Below are 17,817 nucleotides of genomic sequence, written 5' to 3' on the forward strand. Positions count from 1 at the left end.
TTAGTTTTAGTTATGCCATTAAAAGCAGATGAGTTAAAGTTAAATACAAATGAATTAAAATGTCAGCAAGAAGCTTTTCGTTTTACACCAGAGCTTTTGCCACGGCCTTTTACGTGGGAAATCGATCACAATGGTTTGTTTTGTGAAGTCTCAAAAGAGCTAGCTGAAGTTGTTGGCCCTCTCTCTTCTTCTATTTTAGGGTGTAGTTTTCATGAGCTTGCTCATCAATTTAATGATGATCGATATCTGGTTCTCAGTCGTTTTATTGAAGCGGCTATGCCTTGGAGTAAAGAGATTGTTCAATGGCCTGTTGATGGTTGCTTACAATGGCTTGATGTTGAATTGTCGGCTTTGCCAATTTTTGATGTTAAAAAGCAGCTTAAGGGGTTTCGTGGCTTTGGTGTTTTAAAAATACAAAAAAAAGTCCAAGAAAAAAGAAATGAAAAGCTAGAAACAGAAATGCTATGTCTTACGGAGATAGAACGCTCAGCTTTTCGTGAAATTGCAGAGCAATTGCGTGATGAATTGAATTCATCGGTAAAAGAAGAAAATTTAGTTGAAGAAACAGCTATTCAGTTACCATATGCACAAACATTGCCGGTAAATGCTATAGAACAAGCTCTCGTAAAAGAGCCCGCTGCAGTTTTATCATTGTTGGATACAGCAACAGATGGTGTTTTATGGTTGGATGAAGAGGGCTTTGTTCAATCAGCGAGTAGGGCAGCCTTAGCATTAATGGGTTATGAAATAAATGAACTACGAGGACAACCATTCTCTTCATTATTTACTTTGCAAAGCCGACTTTTGGTTGAAAAGTATTTTAAATCAATCCGTATGGAGGAAAAAAATCAGGTTTTAAATCGCAGTGAAACCGCTGATTTAATGACAAAAAATCATAAAAATATAACCGTTTTGATAACGATTGTATTTTTGGCAAAGCAAGGCAATTATGCTGTTATGTTGCGTGATAGGACACAAACAGTTCCATCAGGAGAAAAAAAAGCAGAAGAGGATAAAATCGTTGGAGTTGTTCATGAAATACGAACACCTTTGAATGCTCTTATTGGTTTTGCAGAAATTATGAGAGAAGGCCGTTTTGGTTCGATAGAAAATGAGCGCTATCATGGATATTTACGCGATATTATTTCCTCTGGAAAACATATATTATTGCTGATTAATCAATTACTAGAGTGCTCGAAGATAAATTATTCTGGTTCCGATAACCAGATTGATTCTTCCCTTATTTCTGAAACATTTGATGTAATATCTTGTTTACGTGCGACGATAGCTTTTCTTGAAACTCAAGCCAATCAGAACGGCATTATCATGCGTATTGTTGCTCCACCTCACGTTCCATTTATTCCTGTATCACAACAAGTGTTTCGCCAGATTATATGGAATCTTCTTTCCAATGCTATTCGTTTTACACCTTTGGGTGGACAGATTATTGTTCACGTTTCTTATAGAAAAGAACGTGTAAAAATTTCAGTGAGTGATAATGGTATAGGGATGAACGAAGAAGAGATTATACAGGCACTGCAACCTTATGGTCAAGTAGAGCGCAAAGATGGACGATCTGGTGATAGCGCTTTTATGGGAACAGGTTTAGGCCTCCCAATGTGTAAAGCAATGGTGGAAGAAAGAGGGGGACAATTTTTACTGTTCTCAAAACCCAATCATGGAACAACTGTGGAAATGTTTTTTCCTCGTGTTCCATGATGTAAATCTTGCATAAAATTATTTTTTCTTAGCCAAAAGATCTCTAATTTCTGTTAAAAGTTGTTCTTCTGAAGACGTTTTTTTGGGGCTTTCTTCTTCTTTTCTACGAATTTTATTCATAGCCTTAACGAATAAAAAAAGAACCCAAGCAATAATGAGAAAATTGATAAGTAAAGTAATAAAGTGTCCATAGCTAATGGTTGCTCCAGCTGCTTTGGCGGCACTCAATGTTGCTTGTTTTTCGCCAGCAAGTTGAATAAACATATTAGAAAAATCAATCCCACCTGTAATCAGCCCAATGATTGGCATAAAAATATCATTGACAATTGAGTTGACCAAGCTACCAAAAGCACCCCCTATAATCACACCGATAGCAAGATCAATCATATTACCTTTTAGGGCAAATTCTTTGAATTCTTTAAGCATTGCATTTTCCCCTTTATATAAGCGATATACGGTAATTTACTTACCGCTTTTGATGAAAAAGGAAAGGGCAGATTTTATTTTTAGGATTATATTACGATATTAATATTATTTTCAAAGAACTTTATAAGGTTTAATAAAGAGCTTTAGGGCTCTATTTGAATGTACATAGAATATTTCCTAGAAAAAAGCTTTTTTGATAAAAACTATATCTGCTTTTTCAACAGAAAGTAGAAAACTGTAGCTTAATTTATATAATTGCCTCAAGATTTTTATGTTAACATTAAAAAGAGAGGTTTTTACACAATACCACAAAATAAGTAGTGTAGAAAGTTGAGCTATCAGAAAGCTTTTCAAATGAAGTACATATATTAGCATAACATTTTGTCATAAAAAGAGAATTTAGGAATAAAAAATATATTTCAGCACTGATAGAAGAAATAGATAGATGAGACAGGAGTAAAACTTATAATTTAATTCCTCTTAATTTAGTAAGAGATAATAGCAATTAGGAGGGCATTATGGCTTATCTAAAAGCTATTTGTATTGGGTTACATGAGCTAAAATGGCGATAATTCGGATGGAAGAAACACATTTCATCTGCTGGAAGATTGTATCAGTTTATAAATAGCAGAGCTCTAGGGTTTGCAAGATCATTTTGGTTTGGAAGTCGTTGGTATGATGTTTGAGTTCAATAATCAACTGTCATTACTTAAAATATATGTTAGGCAGAGCACTTAATAGATGCAAAATTGTATTTAATACATCAGAAATGGCAAAGAAAACAACGCAGATTATCAATAGAGTACAAATTGATTGAACATTCTGTTGCTCATAAATAGTGCAACAATAGTATGAATTTAGATGATTTTATGAACTATGTATCCTATAAATGCTAGGAAAAAATAGCTTTATAGAACAAGCTTTGTTTCTATTGAAAACAATATTACACAAAGGAACTTTGGGAATAGAGATAATTTGCCTGCATTTTTAAGAAAATTATGAGCGTGCCTGCATAAGGCGTCATAAAACCATGACTATGGTAAGAGCCATTGATGTTCCAATTCATGCTGAATTTTATAAGATTAGGATTCATATTTTAATCTTTAAAAAATGTCGAAAAAGAGAAACATTTTTTAAGAATAAAAAGTTCTTTACATAGTATAACCAATATAAACATGTATGGCTATTATGTGATGAGTTTTCTTCTAGAAGGGGAATATTATTTGGATAATATGCTTGCTTTGATTGGAAATCTTTTGTGTTAAAAGGTAGAGGTGAGGTGCGATGGATCATTTTTATGTTGTGGAGAAGAATTGATGAGTTTTTTTCGTTGTATTGGCCGTTCTGCCTTATTTATGTTGGATCCAGAGCAAGCACACGGTTTAGCGATTCTTGGGCTGAAAAGTGGATTAAATGGTTGTCAAAAGGTTATCGACAAACGTTTGTGTGTAACTGTTGCTGGTCTTGAGTTTGAAAATTTTATTGGTCTTGCAGCGGGGTTTGATAAAAATGCAGAGGTTGTAGATGGTATTTTTCGGTTAGGATTTGGTTTTACTGAAATTGGGACAGTGACACCAAAGCCTCAGATTGGAAATCCTAAACCACGGCTTTTTCGTTTAAAAGAAGATGAAGCGATTATTAATAGAATGGGCTTTAATAATGACGGACATCAAGTTGTTTACAATAGATTGCATGCGTGTAAAAAAACTGGTGTTATAGGAGTCAACATTGGAGCCAATAAGGATACGGTCGATAAGATTGATGATTATACTGTTGGTATTGCTCATTTTTATGATGTTGCTGATTATTTTACGGTTAATATTTCTTCTCCTAATACACCAGGTTTACGTGATTTACAGGCCCGTGACAGTTTGCATCTTTTGTTGAGTGCAATTTCGCAAGCGCGAAATGAGCAAGAGAACAAGCATGGATTCTCCATTCCCATTTTTTTAAAAATTTCTCCTGATTTATCAGAGAAAGAATTAGATGATGTTGCTGAAGAAATAAAACTTTCTGATTTTGATGGACTCATTGTTTCTAACACAACTCTTTCACGCCAAGGTCTTAACAATAGTCACTTCCGTAATGAAGAGGGTGGGCTTTCTGGACGTCCACTCTTTGAGCGTTCTACTATTATGCTTGCAAAAATGCGTCAAAAATTAGGGAAGGAGATTGCAATTATCGGTGTTGGCGGTATAAAGGATGCACAGACTGCTTTGGAAAAAGTAAAAGCTGGTGCAGATTTGATTCAATTATATAGTGGGATGGTTTATGAAGGTCCAAATCTTGTCATAACTATTCTGCAAGAGGTTTTGCAGATGATGCAACAAGATGGAGTTGATAACATAAAAGGCTATCGTGATCATAGTCTTGAGCATTGGGCAAAATTTCCTTTGTAAAAAACGCTTTTTTCTTCACAAAAAATTGCGAGATTTTTTTAAAGGGGCTTGCAAACTTTGTTGATCTTCCTTATGTCACATAAGCAAAGAATAAATGTTTACGAAATCGTGAACAGTTATGATACATTTGATTTTATGCGGTTGTAGCTCAGTTGGTTAGAGCGCTGGTTTGTGGCACCAGAGGTCGTAGGTTCAAATCCCACCAACCGTACCAAAAAATTTTATTGAAAATACTGAAAATGGATATACAAGACGAACAAACGGCTCGCTGAGGATCTTTTATCAATGACTGTAGTTGCTTGGGGGCATAATATTGTACAAAAAAAACGCATGGCATAAAGTCCAAAAAACCAATAAAGGGGCATTGCGCTTCTTTTTTAAGAACTGGGCATCTCCTCTTACCTTAATGCGTTCTCATTATGCATCCTTTACACAAGACTTGTGATGGAAAGACTTTACGGAAAAAATCAATGTGTTTTGTTTAAAAGATCCGAGCTTAATATGCCCTTCAATATGGAAGGGTATTTCACAATGTTTGTTGTGATGAAGCAATTGCTCTCTCTTGGCATGCCACTGGCTGTTGGGTTTATCTCTCAGATGATGATTTCCTTCACAGATGCAGCGCTTGTAGCGCATTTAGGCGTGCAAGTCTTGAGTGGTACAATGTTAGCTCTGAGTATATTTAGTTTTGTTATGTTGTTTGGGCTAGGTATTATTACCGCGGTTGCACCAAAACTTGCGGAAAGTTTTCGTAGACAAGATAGATATGCATTGAAGGCATGGTTTGATCAAGGAATATGGCTTTCCCTTGTGATTGGAATGATGAGTGCGATCATTTTACTCAACACGAGAAATATTTTGTGTTTTCTCGGCCAAGATGGGACAATTGCCAATATAGCGCAGGAATATAATAGTGGTGCTGCTATAGGGGTGGTGTTTTTTTATCTTTATGTGAATAGCCGGGGATTACTGTCAGCAATTGGTAATCCAAAGCCGTTAACCTGGGTTATGCTTGCGGCTATCCTTGTGAATTTTCTTATCTCTTGGCCGCTTATTTTTGGTATAGGTTCTGTAAGCGGATTAGGTGTCTTTGGTGCAGGAATTGCGAGCAGTTTGATCCGTATTTTAATTGTTATTGCAGCAGCAATAATTTTGTCCCGCAATTCTGCTTTTCATTCTTTTCGCTTTAATTATTTGAGACCAAAGTTAGAGATTTCACGAATAATAAAATTGCTGCGAGTAGGGCTACCCATTGGTATACGTATTCTTATTGCGGAGGGCTTTCCTTCGTTCATTGCATTCATGATTACGGTTTATGGGGTCGAATCTTTGGCCGCGCATACGATAGGGATGCGTCTCGATATGCTTATTTCTGTGGTGGCTTTGGGGATTTCCAGCGCAGCCGCGACAATAGCAGCGTGGTATAGAGCAGATAGGAATAATATGGCTCTAAAACAATTGCGTATGAGTGTCACTGTTTTTGCTGTAGCTTATGTCTTGTTTTTATCAGGGATTGTTTATCTCTCTTATGGATTCATCCTTACAACCATCTTTAATATTTCTTCAGAACGCGTTATTGTTTTCTCTTGGAAGTTGCTTCCGTTCATCTTATTGTCTTTTTCTTTTGGCACTTTAGGAGCTATGCTCAATGGCATACTTGTGGGCTTGCTTGATACGTTTTGGTCAACAATTGTTGTAGCAATAAGTTATTGGGGGTTAGGCCTATTTGGGGGAGCGCTAATGGCGCATTTTTTTGAATATGGCTTTATTGGCTATTGGCTTGGCATGATTGGTGCAAGCTTAATCGTTTCTATCTTTAATTATATGCGCGTGGGTTATTTAATAAAATGCAATCCTATGTTTGGGGCAGAGTGAGTGTTATAAAAGCGCTTGTAAAGCACTAGCTGTGAAGGCTTAGCTACTTATCGTCCATAGAGGCTGTTTTACTTCTATGGAGATAACAATATAGGTTACAAAACTTGCTTAATATTGAAAAGAAGTGTCTTTGATTGTAGCCTCAATATTATTTGTTGAGTTTTTAAAATAATATGGGTTTATTAAAATCATTCGGCTACAATTTAAGAGTAAGTTCGGTAGATTGGAAGAGTTTAATACCTTAAAAAATGACGAGAAAAAACGTGCTTATATTCATACGCCGTTGAGGAGGCATTTAAAAAAGTTGTTGTTTTTATAAGTCATTACCATTGTGATGCTAAAACGCATGCATTTGTCAAAACAATCGCAGACGCTAACGATGTTATTCTTGCAAGCCCTGTTTATCACGGGTCTTATTCAGGGGGATTGAAGAATGCTCTTGATAATTTAGAGTATAATGCTTTTGGGATAAAGTTTTTGGTCATCTCTCTCATGACAATATAACCCAAAATGCGCACTGCCCTGTGTATATTTGGTACCAATTGTGCATACGCTTTATGGACCGGCGCTGCAATATCAAGTTGCTTCGGCTAAAGATGATTTTGCGTTTGAGAATGAAAACCGTACACGGAGACTTAGCAGCGTAAATGTACGGGCTTGCTGCGCACATCTTGCTGATAAAATGTACAATAAGGGTGGAGGATATGATCAAAAATGATAAGAAATACCGTTAGTTAGTCGTTGGTGGTACAGGAATATTGGCGCCCTTTTGCCGGTCATGAGGGCTGAACAACGTGATTATCGCAGCGCGTTTTCGTTCTCATCAATCCAAAATTGAGTTATTTCAGACAAGGGCTAAATGTATATTTTGGAGATTATTATAAGCCATAGGCACAATTTTTAAAAGGGGTACCACTATGGACGGGCTTGAAATATTGCATATTATGGGGGGCATTCGCCTGCACATGCATTTTCGTGTAGATTGAGATTGAGCGGTTGGCCTTCTTACCGAAGCCTCTGCGTATTGTTCATGTTTTTGGTTCTAATGCAGAGGATAAAATAATCTCTGGATGTGCGCATCATAATAAGATTGATCCCACATCTGTAAAATTAGGTCGGAAAAGGCTATCATATGGCCGGCGGTGGTCAATGAGAAAAGTGTTTATGATCATGTGATTTGTGAGAGCCGTATTGAGAAAGAGTTTGCGCAAAATCTCGATAATGACTCTGATATAAGATTGTTTTTTAAACTGCCAAGAAGTTTTAAAATAACCATTCCCATTGGTTCTTATACGTCTGATTGGGCGGTTTTTTTAGAGAGGGATGGCGCGCAAAAGCTTTATTTTGTACTGGAAACAAAAGGAACGAATAGCGATTTTGATTTGCGCCTTAAAGAAATGCTGAAGATTAAATGCGGCAAGGCGCATTTTACCGCCCTTGAGACTGGTGTGGTGTTTAACGAGGCACTGGTGATGAGTTGGCGCGATTCTAAGCGGGGGGGATGGTGGTAGAGAGAGTGGGGGCTGTGGTAAGAGTGGGCGGCACGAATGACGCTGTCTTTAGTTGTGTACCACCAAGCTAATTTTGTGCTTTGCGAAATTCGCCAAGGCTTTTGGACGTACCGCGTTTACCGCGTAATAAAATCTTATGAATATCATGCAGAAGGCGCGCGCAGAAGGGGGTGATTACGTGACTAGCTTCCCAATGCCGTAATTAAGTACAGCTACATAATGAGATAGCTCTTCAATATCATCAGTTGCACTGATACTTTTTCTTTATTTTCAAACAATAATAGGTCAGATGGTAACGATTATGTCCTTTCTATCTAAGAAAAGAGTAGCACCGCTTGCGTATATGCACGAGTAAAAGTCAATCAACATTGGTCTGAGGTAAAAACCGTCAATTATTTCTAATACACCTAAGGATTTCATAGCTTGCTCTAACGGTTTATATAAAGCCGCCCTTTTAAAAGGTGGATTGGGTGGAAAATTTATTGGGATATAGGCTTTATGAATCTCTCGAACTAAGCTTCCTACTATGCAGGCCCTAAGGCGTGATTGCATATATGGTCGCATCTGTTGCTCGTTGTGTAGGCAGAGATCCTAGATTAGGAAAGGAGGGCTGGTCTTTTAATTACAAAGGAAGAATACGGCGCGTAAGTGCAACAAAATGTATTTTGAGGAGCGGTAAAGGGGTGAGGCATTTGATGTCCAGCGGGTGACGGATTAACTGGAGTATAAGTAGGCATTGCTAGGGCGGAGTTTTTAGTTAAGAATTGCGCTCTGTGCGCTATAAGCTCTCTGCATCCTTCATATAGGCGTTGGATCATCGCCCAATGCAACGTAAAGGGGCTGTTTTGTCTTTAGCGCTTGTTTGGCTGCTTCTATAGTGCCGCTGGCTCTATCAGCCATTATGGTGATAATTTTCTCGTCCAAAGAATAAATCAATCGATTGCGTAATAGGGTATGTGTGCCTTTTTTGACCGTGTCTTTTTTTAAAAGCAGCTGTTACCTCGTGGCAGGGTTGGGGGTGTTTATATGATCAGCCTGCCAAAGAAATGGAAGCGTTATCGCGATAGCCACCAATAGTAGTCCAGCGATAAAGGTGGCAGCAAACTGCAATGATATAAAAGAACCAAGGACGCCGACCAAAAAGCTTCCGACCGGCGTTCCAGCATAGCCTATCACTCGAAAAGCAGAATTAGCTCGCCCGAGAAGTTGCTTTGGTGTGAGGCGCTGCCTGAAGGCGGTAACACCAATAAACCATAAGCTTGCTCCAACGCCAGCGATAAAGGTGACGCCCCATACGACGACAGCACTTTTTGAAAAGGCTGGAATCAGCAGCAAGACAACCGTTCCTAAACCGTCAGTGAGAACAGCTAGGCGCACCGGTGCATAGCGTATACGCGGTGCAAATAGGGCGCCTGCCATTGTTCCAAGCGCGTAGGCCGCAAACATCACGCCATATTGGCTGCTATGTAGGCCCAGATACCGACTGTCGGTAACGAAGAAGATGAATGAGGTTAGGAATGCTCCAAATACCACCGATAGAAAGAATGTGAGTAATGTAAGGGAGGTAAGATGCCGATTTGAAAAAATGAAACGAAAGCCGGCAATGATATAACGGAAAGTGATGTTTTCTTTATCAAGTGCTGGCGATGTCGGAACAGCACGGCGAGCGGTAAAAATCAATACGATAAAAAGCACGATTAAAAGGCCGAGAAATAGCAGGGTGCTATGCGCTAAAATGCTGCTTGTTATGACAGGGGCAAGAAAATAGGAGACCCCGAAATCTAAAAACAAGACAATAGAGTAGAAGGTCATCAATCGCTCTCCCTCCATGATAAGTGGTGGAATCGTCATTATATAAGCTTCGGCAGAAACGACGATGAATCCAGCAATGGTTGCATAGAAGAAAATTTGTTCGGCTGGAGTAATCTGTATCATAAGTAGTATGAACAGGACAATATGCAGTAGCATGAAGATGAAGAGAGCTGAGGTGGCAAGTTTTATTTTGTCGCAGCGATCAAGTAAAACGCCTGCAAGGATGCCGAAAATTGGCCACGCTAATGAGAAGAGACCTTGCGCCCAACTTACTCCGACTACGCCATATCCAGATTGTCTTGCTAATAGCGGGATGGCAGTGCGCAAAGCACCGCTGAGTAAGGCGAGCAGACTAACGGTTAGGCAAAAATAGCGTATGTTCTTGTTGGAAAAAAGCGTGAACATTCTGTTCTCCTTAAGATGCCACACAGGTTTCCACTGTTCCATCAAGTACGGCGGTTGTATTCAGCATGTTTGCGACATAGCCGTCCAAGATATTCCTATCTGCCTGAGGTAGAAGAAAATACATAAGGTTGGAATACCATTGCCAACCACGCTGAGTCAGCTGGAGATTGTTATCACTTTCTGCGATGAGACCTGCACCTATGAGCTGTTGTAGGTTATTGTATACGAAAGAGGGGAGTGCGGTCCAGTCAATTCTTTCTTTTTTGGCATAACCGTTATAAGGTAGCCTCATACACAAAGCCTTGGAGGCTTGTTGCTCTGCTGATACCCAATTGTAGTATACTTTGGATTTGCCTTTAAGTTGTATGTCGGTAATGTATCCGCTTCGACTGGGATTGGCTCGTGTGACGAGTGAGCCGAGAATCGACATTGCTGACGCCCCGAAGCCAACCACATAATCGTCATGATAACCATGCAAATATTTGTGATAGCGGAAATAATTAGCTGAACTCGTTTTAGCGAGCGTTAGAGGAGTGTTATTGGCAATTTTGATATAGGAATGCCCATTACACGGCGCATAGCCGCAGCTGCGCATAACGATGTCGCTAAATAAGCGAAGCATCTGTCGATGCTGTAGGCTGGATGGCTTTAGCCCTTTTTGTGCGTAAGACTTATGCAGTTGCGACGTGATAGCCAGATTGTTAATTGCATAGAGGTTGATGGTTTCAGGGTGAAGCTCGCTGGCTTGCTTCAAATCGTATAATAGTTCTTCGGCTTGCTGGCTGTGCATGCCATATAGTAGGTCTAAACCGACATGTCCAATTATCTCTTGTGACCAAGCTACGGTATTGTTGATTTGTTCACGTGTTGAGGTGAGGTTAAACAATGATCGGAAACGCTCAATGAAACTCTGTATACCGAAGCTGATCCGGTTAACGCCGATCTCACGGGCAGCATAAAGTTTATCACGTGTGACGCTCTTCGGTTCGCTTTCCAGTGTAAGCTCAGTTAAGGAAGAGAGCTCAAATTCGGCATGCAATACTTTTCCGATGTGGCGGATATTATCTGCAGACAAAAGCGACGGTGTGCCGCCCCCTATATAGATGCTGCGGATGGGCCCTCTAAGCGAGCGAATGAAATTTCCTTTGTTTCTGATCTCTGTGGTAAGCGCTGACATATAAGATTCGATTTGCTTAACGTGCTTGTAGGCCCCTTTCTGAAAGGGACAGAAGGAACAGATGGTTTCACAAAAGGGAATATGCAAATAAAGAGAAATAGTATGCGCTTGTGGAATCTGCTTACTGTGCGCTAGTTTATTAAAGTCTAGGTAATCGTAAAATTCATTTGAAATAGTGCGAAATAACGGATATGTGAAGTTGTAAATCAGCTTGAGTTGATCGAATTTCACAAAAGGATGATCCACGAGTTGCATAGCTTATCTCCCCCAATTTCTTAACGCGCACTATATTATTGACGGGCGACTGGTGATCCAATTATCCGAGTGTATTACCAAAGATTTTCACGGAACATAATGAATCCTCCTTTTGTAGAAGTTATATGTATTATACATATAACTCATTATATGAACAGATGAGCTTGTTTAAGAGGCAATGTAAAGATAAAAATATAAAAGAACTTTCTCTTGCAGCCTTATGGTCTGATATTGCAATTGGTATCCTGTTTTACGTGGTCGGGCTATGGATGCCTAGGGCGAGAAAAAGCAGGGTATTTTAATGGACGTGCGGGGCATCATTGTTATGTTGCTGGGACTTGGAATTTGCGTCTGGTTATGAGATATCATTAGCGCAAAAAGATGGTTTTAAAGGTAGAGATACATTTTTTAATATCCCTGTAAAACTTCGAGAAGAGATAGAGTTATCCTATTAGAAAACATATAAATATCCAGTGTGATAATATTATCGAATTACATGACATCATCACTCTTGCACGCCATTTTGATATACTACCTAAAATCTCATTGAGATTGTGCCATGTACTGGCAAACGGGGATAGATCGCGTTTTGGTATGACTGCGGCGGAGTTACGTGCCGCATTATCTTTGCTAGAATCCAATAGGATTAGGCTTAATGGGGCGCCTTTTCATGTGGGCTCTAATTTGAATTCGACTGAGTTAATAGTATCCACCTTAACTAAGGCTGGAAAGGATATTTACGCATTGAAGGATCAAAAAAGTTTTATCAGTTTAGGCGGGGATATCCGACTTCCACAGCGTTCTGCGATGCCATGACGATCAATGACGAATACCCTCGTAAAATTTATGAGGCATTATCACAATTGGGTTGTGGTTTACATAAGCTTACGGTAATTATTGAACCTAGGCGTGTTATATCTAAAGATTATGGTTATTTATTTTCAAATATTAGCTCTATAAAAGAGCAGAATGGTACGAACTTAATTACAATCTGGGCTCTGGGGATGTGTACTCAATCTGCACAGTATCACTAGGTCAGAAGTCAAAGTATGTGAAAGCAACTGATACAAAAAAAATTTACGATGGTGGAAGATCGACGATGAAGGACTTTAGTTCAAAGGAAATTGATATTATTGTGTTCTCATATCCTGATTTTTTGGCTTTTTAGATATAAATAACACATCTCCTAGTGGGCTGGAGACTATCAGATGTTGGATCCCGCATGGCGCAATTAGCAAAAATTCCTATCTATTGGATTTGGTATGCTCTACTGGATTCTCAGCTCTAAATATTGTGTGCGAAGAGCAATGTCAAGCGGTGGAAATTGATATAAGTGCAGAGTTTGTACCATCCGCTCAGAACAAGGTTGATAGCTCTATTATGCAGGCGATGGTTAAGTTTCATATTGGAAATGCTGAGCGTATGTCTTATCCTGAAAATACATTTACGCATATTACGGCGGGGTGAGTATTTGTAAGCACAGCTGTAAAGGCTATTCACCATCTTAGGGTGTTTACTTCTACGTGGATAACAATAGAGTTACAAAACTTGCTTCATATTAAAAGAAAAGTTTCTTTTCTTTTAATTAAGCATTGCTACAACCAAAAGGAAATTAAATATCTCGCCTTTATTATTCTCGCCAATGTTTGCTTATATATGATTATTTGAATCGGAATTAGGTTACGTACAATATGGTATTTCTCGCTGTTTTATATAAGGAGAAGGTTCGCACCGATGTATCGCGTGCAATATCAATTTTTTCACTATGGTGATAGGATAGCTTTTTGAGCGCAAAGTTCTTTTACCTTGATGGATCTTATAGTATTCTTCAAAAATATCAGTTGATAATTTTTTTTCGTGTCGTTTATGCATGGGCTGATACAATAAGAATAGGACTTGATTGTTTTTAAAGTTGGTATGTTATGGATGTAAAAAATGGTAAACAAACGAAAAGTAAGAATTTTAAACCTGTTTCTCGTTTTCTCAAAAGTTTACGTGGTGTGCACAATTGGGAACAAGTTTCACAATGGCTTGCTTTCCGTAAGGTAGAGGATATTGAATGTATTACGCCTGATCAAGCAGGGGTACCACGGGGCAAGATGATGCTTTCTAAAAAATTTACATCGGAAACATCATTGGCATTGCCTTCAGCAGTTTTTATGGCAACAATTTCAGGGGATTATCCGGAAGATGGTCATGGTTTTGAATATCCTAAAGCAGATGGTGATTTACGCCTTGAGCCTGATCTTTCTACGTTAAGCATTGTTCCATGGGAAGATGCTCCTACGGCACAGGTGATTTGTGATCTTGTGTATCAAAATGGTCAGGTTGTAGATTACACACCACGCAATGTTTTACGAACGGTGGTTCACTTTTACACAAAAATGGGTTTAAGCCCTGTTGTTTCACCAGAAATTGAGTTTTATTTGGTACAAAAAAATCCCGATCCTGATTATCCGTTAGTTCCACCGGTTGGTCGTTCTGGGCGTTCAATTGGTGGTGGACAGGGGTACTCCATTGCTGGTGTTAATGAATTTGATGATTTGATTGATGATATTTATCAATTTTCAGAGGCACAAGGATTGGAAATTGATACCCTCATTCATGAAGAAGGAGCAGGTCAGTTTGAAATTAATTTACGTCATGGTGATCCTATTGAGTTAGCGGATCAAGTTTTTATGTTTAAACGAACAATTCGTGAAGCAGCACTAAAACATAATATGTATGCAACTTTTATGGCAAAACCCATTCAAGGGCAGCCGGGTTCTGCTATGCATATTCACCAATCGGTTGTTGATAAGAAAACCGGTATGAATATTTTTACACAGGAAAATGGTGAAGAAAGTATCTGTTTTCGCCATTTTATTGGTGGATTGCAAAAACATATGCCAGGGGTACTTGTGATGCTTGCACCTTATGTGAATTCTTATCGACGTCTTGTCCCTGATAATTCGGCTCCTGTTAATTTGCGATGGGGATATGATAATCGTACTACAGCTTTTCGAGTTCCCCGTTCTGCTCCTCAAGCGCGACGTGTTGAGAATAGACTTCCTTCATCAGATGCGAATCCTTATTTAGCTCTTGCAGCTTCTTTAGCGTGTGGTCTTATTGGTTTGCAACAAAAAATTGAGCCGGATGAGCCAGCGACAAATAATGTAAACGCTGATAATATTGAGTTGCCGCGTGGACTCATTGAGGCAGTCAATTTGTTTGAACAAGATACAGTGATACGTGCTATTTTAGGGGATGTGTTTGTCAGTACTTATGCTGCAATCAAACGCCAAGAGTTTGAAACTTTTATGGAAGTAATCAGTCCGTGGGAGCGTGAATATCTCCTGCTGAATGTTTAAATTTTATGACGATGATTGATTATAATTCAATTTCTCCAGGAATTTCTTGGTATGAAGATGCTTTAAGAGAACGTCCATCGTATCCTTCTTTTTGTGAAAACAGACAGTGTGATGTGGTCATTATTGGAGGCGGATTTACGGGTCTTTCGGCTGCTTATCATTTAGCCAAGGCTGGAGTAGATGTTGTTTTATTTGAAGCATCACGTTTTGGTGATGGTGCTTCAGGGCGCAATGGTGGACAGCTGGGAACAGGGCAACGGCAATGGGTAGAAACATTAGAAAAAAAGTATGGTTTTGAGCGGAGTAAGGCTCTGTTTGATTTGGCAGAAGAAGCTAAAAGAGATATTTTAGCTTTATGCGCAATGCCTAATTGTCCGTGTGATTTGATAGGAGGACAGCTTTCTGTAACTCATAAAAGGCGTGAGCTTCTCTCTTATCAACGGCATATTGAGGCGATGCAGCGTTATGGCTATCACGCGCTTACTTTTATGGATAAGGCTGAAACATTTGAGCGACTTGGATCAACTTTTTATTGTGGTGGTATTTATGATGCGGATACCGGTCATATAAATCCCTTAAAATTGATTATTGGGTTGGCAAAAAGAGCACAAGATGCTGGTGCTAAGCTTTATGAGAAGTCACAAGTAACGACCATAAGGCGCAAGGGAGCACATTGGAAAGTAATAACAGAAAAAGGCAGTGTAACAGCAGAGCATGTTTTACTTGCAACAAATGGGTATAAACTTGGTCTGGAGCGTTTTATTGAGAAAAATATTGTTTCTATTCGCTCTTATATTGGAGCAACGGACCCATTACCAAAGCATAGTTCAATTCTTATAGGGGGGGAATCGGTTGATGATTCCCGTTTTATGGTTCGCTATTTTCGCAAAAGCATTGATAATCGTCTCTTATTTGGTGGTGTAGAAAGTTATGATAATAAGCATCCTCTAAATTTAGATGAACGTATAAAACGGCAAATTGTTGAAATTTATCCTCAATTACATTCTATCAATTTAAGCCATCGGTGGGGAGCAACGGTTGCCATCACAGTTGAACGCATGCCCTATGTTCGCCAACTTTTCTCAAGGATGACTTATTGTGGTGGTTATTCAGGGCATGGCGTTATGCTGGCTCCTTTCGTGGGAAAATTATACGCAGAATGGTTAACTGGAAAATATGAACGTTTTTCCTATTTCCAAGACTTAAAGATTTCATCTTTTCCGGGGGGACGCGTTTTGCGTTATCCGCTTATATTTTTAGCAATGCGTTGGTTTTCTTTATTGGATCGCCTTTAATGTAAACATTGCTTGAAATGAAGAAAATTAATGGCTTATTTAGTATCTGTCTGCTTTAATGATGAAAGCTTTTATAAGTGATATGGGATTTCATAATCGAATAGAAAAATAAACAAGTTCATGGTGCGTAAAATTATTCCAGTTTCTTCCTTTGATTGTATTGTTTTTGGTGGCAATGGTGATCTGGCGTTGCGCAAGCTTTTGCCGGCTTTATATCATTGTCAGTGTGCTGGGCAATTCAGTGAGCCAACACGTATTATTGGGGTTTCGCGCACTTCCTTAAGTTGTGAAGAATATCAAAATTTTGTTCGCATTTCTTTAGAAAAACATATCCATCCAAAAGATCTCAATTCAACAGAACTCAATCGTTTTCTTGCACGTTTAACTTACGTTTCTGTTGATGTTACCTCAAATCGAGGGTGGGAGGATTTAGCTCTCCTTCTGTCACAAGATTCAGCAGATATTCGAGCTTTTTATTTGGCTGTTGGTTCGTCACTTTTTGCTGATATTGCGATGAAGTTGGGAAAAAATAATTTGGTGACAGCACAAACACGGATTATCATTGAAAAACCAATTGGTTGCGATGTAAAAACAGCTATTTCACTTAATGATGTATTTGCAAGCGCCTTTAATGAAGAGCAGATCTTTCGCATTGATCATTATCTTGGGAAGGAAACTGTTCAAAATTTAATGGCATTGCGGTTTGTTAATACACTTTATGAACCGCTATGGAACTCCAATTATATTGATCATGTTCAAATAACCGTTGCTGAATCTTTAGGGTTAGAGGGGCGTACAGAATACTATGAAAGCACTGGTGCTCTACGCGATATGGTTCAAAACCATATGCTACAGTTACTTTGTTTGGTTGCGATGGAAATACCATTTACCAACAGTGCTAATGCTGTGCGCGATGAAAAACTTAAAGTTTTACATTCTTTAACACCGCTTGATGTCCATAATGTAGGGCAGCATACTGTACGTGGGCAGTATCTTTCTGGTCTATCAAATGGTATATCGGTAGAGTCTTATTTTGATGATCTAGGAAGAGTGAGTAAGAGTGAAACATTTGTAGCACTTAAGGTTAAGATTGATAACTGGCGTTGGGCTAATACGCCTTTTTATTTACGAACAGGTAAGCGCATGTTCACGCGAATGTCTGAAATTGTTGTGGTTTTTAAACCTATTCCTCATAATATTTTTAATGTGGATTTAGATGAAATTTTTTCTAATCGGCTTGTAATTCGTCTCCAACCTGATGAAGGTGTAAAACAATGGTTGATGATTAAGGATCCAAGTTATGGCGGTATGCGGTTTCGTCACATTCCATTAGACATGAGTTTTGCTTCCGCATTTTCTGAACGTAATCCTGATGCTTATGAACGTTTATTAATGGATGTTATTCGTGGAGATCAAACACTGTTTATGCGTCGTGATGAAGTTGAGGCTGCTTGGCGTTGGATTGATCCAATCATTGAGGGATGGGAAGCAATAAAACAGCCTGTTCACAGTTATAACGCTGGTTCGTGGGGTCCGTCTGCTTCGATGAGCCTCATGGAACGTGATGGACGTATATGGAACAATTTAGTTTAG

14 protein-coding genes and 1 tRNA gene are annotated in these 17,817 nt (G+C 39.0%); 12 read left to right on the top strand and 3 right to left on the bottom strand.

Annotated features, from left to right (window positions below):
- Window positions 1–12: 12 nt before the first annotated feature.
- Complete coding sequence (locus ACFINX_RS06250; RefSeq protein ID WP_375652351.1) at window positions 13–1,719, top strand: ATP-binding protein; 1,707 nt, start codon at window positions 13–15, stop codon at window positions 1,717–1,719.
- An 18-nt stretch (window positions 1,720–1,737) separates the two neighbouring features.
- Here ACFINX_RS06250 and mscL read toward each other — a convergent pair whose 3' ends face one another.
- Window positions 1,738–2,145 carry a large conductance mechanosensitive channel protein MscL gene (gene mscL, locus ACFINX_RS06255; RefSeq protein ID WP_026500234.1) on the bottom strand — a complete coding sequence of 136 codons (408 nt, stop codon included), beginning with the start codon at window positions 2,143–2,145 and terminating at the stop codon, window positions 1,738–1,740.
- Window positions 2,146–3,461: 1,316 nt separating this feature from the next.
- Here mscL and ACFINX_RS06260 point away from each other — a divergent pair.
- The 6 genes from ACFINX_RS06260 (at window position 3,462) to ACFINX_RS06285 (ending at window position 7,930) form a co-directional block, all read left to right on the top strand.
- Window positions 3,462–4,544 (top strand): quinone-dependent dihydroorotate dehydrogenase, encoded by a 1,083-nt coding sequence (locus tag ACFINX_RS06260; RefSeq protein ID WP_375627812.1) that lies wholly within the window; start codon window positions 3,462–3,464, stop codon window positions 4,542–4,544.
- Window positions 4,545–4,681: 137 nt separating this feature from the next.
- Window positions 4,682–4,758 (top strand) — tRNA-His (locus tag ACFINX_RS06265).
- A gap of 317 nt (window positions 4,759–5,075) precedes the next feature.
- Window positions 5,076–6,419, top strand: a complete 1,344-nt coding sequence (locus tag ACFINX_RS06270; RefSeq protein ID WP_375668494.1) for an MATE family efflux transporter — start codon at window positions 5,076–5,078, stop codon at window positions 6,417–6,419.
- Between the two features lie 315 nt (window positions 6,420–6,734).
- Window positions 6,735–6,923 (top strand): NADPH-dependent FMN reductase, encoded by a 189-nt coding sequence (locus ACFINX_RS06275; RefSeq protein WP_375612108.1) that lies wholly within the window; start codon window positions 6,735–6,737, stop codon window positions 6,921–6,923.
- A gap of 28 nt (window positions 6,924–6,951) precedes the next feature.
- The gene (locus tag ACFINX_RS06280) at window positions 6,952–7,137 is read left to right on the top strand and encodes a hypothetical protein (RefSeq protein WP_375668495.1); all 186 of its coding nucleotides are present in this window, start codon (window positions 6,952–6,954) and stop codon (window positions 7,135–7,137) included.
- A 454-nt stretch (window positions 7,138–7,591) separates the two neighbouring features.
- Window positions 7,592–7,930, top strand: a complete 339-nt coding sequence (locus ACFINX_RS06285; protein WP_375668496.1) for a hypothetical protein — start codon at window positions 7,592–7,594, stop codon at window positions 7,928–7,930.
- Window positions 7,931–8,926: 996 nt separating this feature from the next.
- Here ACFINX_RS06285 and ACFINX_RS06290 read toward each other — a convergent pair.
- Both ACFINX_RS06290 and ACFINX_RS06295 read right to left on the bottom strand, forming a co-directional pair.
- The gene (locus ACFINX_RS06290) at window positions 8,927–10,147 is read right to left on the bottom strand and encodes an MFS transporter (protein WP_375668497.1); all 1,221 of its coding nucleotides are present in this window, start codon (window positions 10,145–10,147) and stop codon (window positions 8,927–8,929) included.
- A gap of 10 nt (window positions 10,148–10,157) precedes the next feature.
- Entirely contained in the window at window positions 10,158–11,579 is a 1,422-nt protein-coding gene (locus ACFINX_RS06295; protein WP_375668498.1) for a coproporphyrinogen-III oxidase family protein, read from the bottom strand.
- A 468-nt stretch (window positions 11,580–12,047) separates the two neighbouring features.
- Here ACFINX_RS06295 and ACFINX_RS06300 point away from each other — a divergent pair, with 468 nt between their 5' ends.
- The 5 genes from ACFINX_RS06300 (at window position 12,048) to zwf (ending at window position 17,817) form a co-directional block, all read left to right on the top strand.
- Window positions 12,048–12,395, top strand: coding sequence for a hypothetical protein (locus ACFINX_RS06300; protein WP_375668515.1), 348 nt, complete (start codon window positions 12,048–12,050; stop codon window positions 12,393–12,395).
- A 414-nt stretch (window positions 12,396–12,809) separates the two neighbouring features.
- The gene (locus ACFINX_RS06305; RefSeq protein ID WP_375668516.1) at window positions 12,810–13,046 is read left to right on the top strand and encodes a class I SAM-dependent methyltransferase; all 237 of its coding nucleotides are present in this window, start codon (window positions 12,810–12,812) and stop codon (window positions 13,044–13,046) included.
- Between the two features lie 455 nt (window positions 13,047–13,501).
- Window positions 13,502–14,929, top strand: a complete 1,428-nt coding sequence (locus ACFINX_RS06310) for a glutamine synthetase family protein (protein WP_273790377.1) — start codon at window positions 13,502–13,504, stop codon at window positions 14,927–14,929.
- 11 nt (window positions 14,930–14,940) lie between these two features.
- Complete coding sequence (locus tag ACFINX_RS06315; RefSeq protein WP_375668517.1) at window positions 14,941–16,224, top strand: NAD(P)/FAD-dependent oxidoreductase; 1,284 nt, start codon at window positions 14,941–14,943, stop codon at window positions 16,222–16,224.
- 120 nt (window positions 16,225–16,344) lie between these two features.
- The gene (gene zwf, locus ACFINX_RS06320; protein WP_375668499.1) at window positions 16,345–17,817 is read left to right on the top strand and encodes a glucose-6-phosphate dehydrogenase; all 1,473 of its coding nucleotides are present in this window, start codon (window positions 16,345–16,347) and stop codon (window positions 17,815–17,817) included.

This window comes from Bartonella sp. AP36NXGY (assembly GCF_042195865.1).
GTDB lineage: Bacteria > Pseudomonadota > Alphaproteobacteria > Rhizobiales > Rhizobiaceae > Bartonella.